6 protein-coding genes are annotated in these 5,223 nt (G+C 73.0%); 2 read left to right on the plus strand and 4 right to left on the minus strand.

The features are described from left to right. Positions 1-301, plus strand: a 301-nt coding sequence (locus BZL64_RS28980) for a 2Fe-2S iron-sulfur cluster-binding protein (RefSeq protein ID WP_143663340.1), incomplete at its 5' end; no start/stop codon positions are given. Positions 302-441: 140 nt separating this feature from the next. Further along, positions 442-1,575: an acyl-CoA dehydrogenase family protein gene (locus tag BZL64_RS28985; RefSeq protein WP_086772123.1), complete on the plus strand. Its 1,134-nt coding sequence runs from the start codon at positions 442-444 to the stop codon at positions 1,573-1,575. Between the two features lie 15 nt (positions 1,576-1,590). Here the strand turns inward: BZL64_RS28985 and BZL64_RS28990 are convergent, their stop codons facing one another. From BZL64_RS28990 to BZL64_RS29005, 4 genes are all read right to left on the minus strand, one after another. Next, the gene (locus tag BZL64_RS28990) at positions 1,591-1,920 is read right to left on the minus strand and encodes a rhodanese-like domain-containing protein (protein WP_086772124.1); all 330 of its coding nucleotides are present in this window, start codon (positions 1,918-1,920) and stop codon (positions 1,591-1,593) included. A gap of 174 nt (positions 1,921-2,094) precedes the next feature. Continuing rightward, complete coding sequence (locus tag BZL64_RS28995) at positions 2,095-2,892, minus strand: J domain-containing protein (RefSeq protein WP_086772125.1); 798 nt, start codon at positions 2,890-2,892, stop codon at positions 2,095-2,097. A 127-nt stretch (positions 2,893-3,019) separates the two neighbouring features. Then, complete coding sequence (locus BZL64_RS29000) at positions 3,020-3,514, minus strand: hypothetical protein (protein ID WP_086772126.1); 495 nt, start codon at positions 3,512-3,514, stop codon at positions 3,020-3,022. A gap of 21 nt (positions 3,515-3,535) precedes the next feature. Then, positions 3,536-4,987 carry a DUF2252 domain-containing protein gene (locus tag BZL64_RS29005; protein ID WP_425276080.1) on the minus strand — a complete coding sequence of 484 codons (1,452 nt, stop codon included), beginning with the start codon at positions 4,985-4,987 and terminating at the stop codon, positions 3,536-3,538. Positions 4,988-5,223: the final 236 nt, after the last annotated feature.

Consider the following 5,223-nt stretch of genomic DNA (forward strand, 5'->3'; position numbering starts at 1 on the left):
CCACGGGCCAACTGCCGCCCCGGCCGTCGAGCCGGGCGGTCACCGTGCTGTGCGCGGGGGCGGCAGTTGGCCCGTGGCGGACGGCGAATCGGTCCTGGACACGGTGCTGCGCAACAGGCCCGACGCGCCCTACGCCTGCAAGGGCGGCGTGTGCGGGACCTGCCGGGCCTTCCTGGTCTCCGGCGAGGTGCGCATGAACCGCAACTTCGCCCTGGAACCGGAGGAGACGGAGGCCGGCTTCGTGCTGGCATGCCAGTCGCATCCGCTGACGGAAACGGTGGAGGTGGACTTCGACCGGTGACCCGGTGAACCGGGGAAGGACGTGGAGGGCACCGCACCCGGCCGTCCTCGCTCTCCCTTTCCCTCTCCCGTTCCCTTCTCCCACAACCTGCTCTATCTTGACGGACCGTCAGATCAGCTGACCCGTCGGGAGGACAGACCGTGGACTTCACCTTCACCGAGGAGCAGCAGGCCGCGGCCGAGGCGGCGCGAGGCGTCTTCAGCGGCGTGGCTCCCGACGGCGTGCCCAGCCCCGCCTTCACCAGGGGCCCCGTCGCCGACGACTTCGACCGGGCACTGTGGGCCAGGCTCGCCGACGCCGACCTGCTGAGCCTCCTTCTCGACGAGGAGCACGGCGGGGCCGGCCTGGACGCCGTCGCCCTCTGCCTGGTGCTGCGGGAGTCGGCGAAGGTCCTGGCCCGCGTCCCGCTCCTGGAGAGCAGCGCCGCCGCTGCCGCCGTACAGGCATTCGGCGGGCCCGAGGCGAAGTCGGCGCTGCTCACCCGGGCAGGCAGGGGCGAGACCGTCCTGACCGTCGCCGCCCACGGCCGCACCGGCCACGACGCCCCCGAACTAGCCGTGACCGCCCGGCGGGACGGCTCCGCATGGGTGCTGGACGGAGTGCAGACGGCGGTGCCCTGGGCATACGACGCCGACTTCGTCGTCGTGCCCGCGCACACCGGGGACGACCGGAGCGTCCTCGCGCTGGTCCCCCGCGGACACGAGGGAACCTCGCTCGCCGAGCAGACCTCCACCACCGGCGAACGCCTGGGCGAACTGCGCCTCGACTCGGCGCGCGTCCCCGGCCGGGACGTCATCACCGCCGACGGCGCCTGGGACTGGCTGCGCGGCCTGCTGACCACCGGCACCTGTGCCCTGGCACTCGGCCTCGGCGAACGCGTCCTGCGCATGACGAGCGACTACGCCGGGCAGCGGTCGCAGTTCGGGCATCCGATCGCCACGTTCCAGGCGGTCGCCGTGCAGGCCGCCGACCGGTACATCGACCTGCGCGCGATGGAGGTCACCCTCTGGCAGGCCGCCTGGCGGCTCGACTCCGGCACCCCGGGCGCGCTGCCCGCCTCCGGCGACATCGCCGTGGCCAAGATCTGGGCCTCGGAGGGCGTACGGCGGGTGGTGCAGACCGCGCAGCACCTGCACGGCGGCTTCGGCGCCGACATCGACTACCCGCTGCACCGCTACCACGCCTGGGCCAAACACCTGGAGCTGTCCCTCGGCCCCGCGGCGGCACACGAGGAGGCCCTGGGTGACCTGCTGGCCGCCCACACCCTCAGCTGACGCCGCACAGGGCGACTACAACACGAAGCCGGGCTGCCCGTCGTCGGTGACGACCGGGCGGCCCACGGCGGACCAGTACTGCATGCCGCCGTCCACGTTCACCGCGTCGATGCCCTGCTGCGCGAGGTACATGGTGACCTGGGCGGAACGCCCACCGGAGCGGCAGATCACATGGACCCGTCCGTCCTGCGGTGCCGCCTCGGTCAGCTCGCCGTAGCGGGCGACGAAGTCGCTGATGGGGATGTGCAGTGCCCCTTCGGCATGGCCGGCCTTCCACTCGTCGTCCTCACGGACGTCCAGCAGGAAGTCGCCGTCCTTGAGGTCCTCGACCCCGACCGTGGGCACACCAGCTCCGAAACTCATACCCCGACGCTACCGGACACCGCCCACCCCGCGGCGAGGCCCACTGGCGTACCACGGCCCGGAACCGACCGGCCGGGAACCGACCAACCCGGGAACCGACCAACCCCGGAAACACCGGCCGGGAACCCACGAACCCGTAAGCCGACACGGACGGACCTAGCCCGCCAGCTCCGCCAGCTCGGCCTCCCGCTTCGCCACCTCGCCCAGAAGCTGGTCGGCGATCTCCTCCAGGAGCCGGTCAGGATCGTCCGGTGCCATCCGGAGCATCGCGCCGATCGCGCCCTCCTCCAGCTCCCGGGCCACCAGCGCCAGCATCTCCTTGCGCTCGGCGAGCCACTCGAGGCGGGCGTACAGCTCCTCGCTGGGGCTCGGCCGCCGCTCCGCGGGGACCGGACCGGCCGCCCACTCGTCGGCCAGCTCGCGCAGCAGGACCTCGTCGCCACGGGCGTAGGCGGCGTTGACACGCGTGATGAACTCCTCGCGCCGCGCCCGCTCCGCATCCTCCTGCGCCAGGTCGGGATGGGCCTTGCGGGCCAGCTCCCGGTAGAGCTTGCGGACCTCGTCGCTGGGCCGCACCCGCTGCGGGGGCCGCACCGGCTGGTCCGTGAGCATCGCCTCGGCCTCGGGGAACAGCCCGTTGTCGTCCATCCAGCCGTGGAACAGCTCCTCGACCCCGGGCATGGGCATCACCCGGGCCCGCGCCTCGGCCGCCTTGCGCAGATCCTCCGGGTCACCGGTGCGGGCGGCCGTGGCCTCGGCGATCTGCGCCTCCAGCTCATCGAGCCGGGCGTACATGGGACCGAGCTTCTGGTGGTGGAGCCGCGAGAAGTTCTCGACCTCGACGCGGAAGGTCTCCACCGCGATCTCGAACTCGATCAACGCCTGCTCAGCGGCCCGCACGGCCTGCTCAAGCCGCTCCTCGGGCCGCGACTGCTCAGCTTCGGGGGTCGTCACCCGACCAGCGTAGGCCACCCCCGGGGCGGCACCCGCTCACCGTCCGTTTCCCCGGCCCACCACATCGGCAGCCGGACCGTCCCGACGACCACCCGAGCCACCGGACCGCCCGGACCACCCGTCCCTTTCATCCCCGTCCCTGCGGACAGTCCGCGGCCACCCACTGCGCCTCCAGGTCCCGGCACCCCACCAGGAGCGATCCGAAGCGGCAGGCCAGCTCGTGGGTGCAGCCACCGGGGCCGGGAAGGAGTTCGTCGAGGATCACCTCGCCGAGGTCGTCAAGAACCACCTCACCAAGGTCGTCGAGGGCGCGCACGTCAAGGACGCCGGCCCGAAAACGCGAGACGCCCGAGTAACGGACAACCAGATCCTCGTCGTGCTTCCAGCAGTTGTGCCCGAAGCGGATCTCCAGGTCCTCCCGCCCGATCCGCCGGCCGGTCCGCGGCAGGAGATCCTTCACGCACCGCCTGCCGGAGAAGTCGTAGTGGTCCGGATCGGTGGCGAACGCGCGTGCCCCCGTCGGGAGTCGCCCGCCCAGCACCGGCAACCGCTTCAGGTACGGCCCCGGATCGAGGACTCCGGTGAGGTCCCCGACCCGCCCGTCCAGCTCGACGTACTTCACCGCAGGCCCCTCATACCGCGCTCACACCCCCACCTCGGCCGCGATCCTCCCCGACCGCACCGCCGTCACCAGCTCGGCGTGGTCCGCCTCCGTGCGGTCGGCGTAGGCCACGGCGAAGGACGCCATCGCCTCGTCCAGCTCCTCGTTCTTGCCGCAGTACCCGGCGATGAGCCGCGGGTCGGCGCTGTGCGAGTGGGCACGGGCGAGGAGGGCCCCGGTCATGCGGCCGTAGTCGTCGACCTGGTCGGCGGCGAGGGCGGCGGGGTCGACGCTGCCCTTGCGGTTACGGAACTGGCGGACCTGGAAGGGCCGGCCCTCGACCGTCGTCCAGCCCAGCAGGATGTCGCTGACGACCTGCATGCGCTTCTGCCCGAGGACCACGCGCCGTCCCTCGTGCTCGACGGCCGGCGTCTCGAAGCCCGCGCTCGCCAGGTGCGGCACCAGCACCGAACCCCGCGCCTCCTTCACCTGCAGCACCAGCGGCTCACCCCGGTGGTCCAGCAGCAGGACGACGTAGGACCGCATGCCCACGCTGCCCGTGCCGACGATGCGGAAGGCCACGTCGTGCACCGCGTGCCGGGCCAGCAGGGGCAGCCGGTCCTCCGGCAGCGTGGTCACGTACTGCTCCAGGGACGCGGCCACCGCGGCGGCCTCGGCGTCCGGGACGCGCCGCAGCACCGGCGCCGCGTCGACGAAGCGGCGCCCGCCCTCCGGGGTCGGCTCGGTCGACTTGGCCGCGAACCGCCCGCTCGTGTTGGCCCGCGCCTTCTCGGAGACCCGCTCCAGCGTGCCCAGCAGGTCGTGGGCGTCGGCGTGCGAGACGAGTTCCTCGTCGGCGATGGCGTTCCACGCGTCCAGCACCGGAAGCGTGGCCAGCAGGCGCATGGTGCGCCGGTAGGCGCCGACCGCGCCGTGCGCCGCCTGCCGACAGGTGTCCTCGTCGGCGCCGGCCTCCCGGCCCGCGAGGACCAGGGAGGCGGCAAGTCGCTTGAGGTCCCACTCCCAGGGACCGTCGACCGTCTCGTCGAAGTCGTTCAGGTCGATCACCAGGCCGCCGCGGGCATCGCCGTAGAGCCCGAAGTTGGCCGCGTGCGCGTCGCCGCAGATCTGCGCCGTGACGCGCGTCATCGGGGTCCGGGCCAGGTCGTACGCCATGAGGCCCGCCGAGCCCCGCAGGAACGCGAACGGAGTGGCCGCCATCCGCCCCACCCGTATCGGCGCGAGTGCGGGGATACGGTCCCGGCTGGACTCCTCGACGGCCGTCACCGCGTCCGGGCGGGAGGCGTCCAGGTCGAGCGCGGCATGCGCCGAGCGCGGCACCCCGCGGCGCAGCGCCTTGCCCTCCTCCTTCGGCGAGCCGGAGGCGGGCCACTCGGCGAACCCCCGCACCAGGGGAAGTCGCGGCCCCGCCCCCACGGTCGCGCCACTCTCCGCCCCGGACACCACGCCCACCCCGGCACCGACCTCTGTCACCACGACCGCCTCCCCCACACACGGACGAACATCAACTCGTGCAGACCGTACCGCCGTCCGCCGAATCCCGTCAGGCCCTGTGGATAACCATCCACCGGCCCCGCACCGTCCGGGCCCGCGCTCCCCGCTCACCACGCACAAGGCACTCCACGACCGCCTCCGTCGGCCCGCTCACCGGCTCGGCCCACCCGCATCACATGCGGCGCGCTCCATCCCGCGCCGCATGTGATGCGGGT

The sequence above is a fragment of the Streptomyces bobili genome (assembly GCF_002154575.1).
Taxonomy (GTDB): domain Bacteria; phylum Actinomycetota; class Actinomycetes; order Streptomycetales; family Streptomycetaceae; genus Streptomyces; species Streptomyces bobili.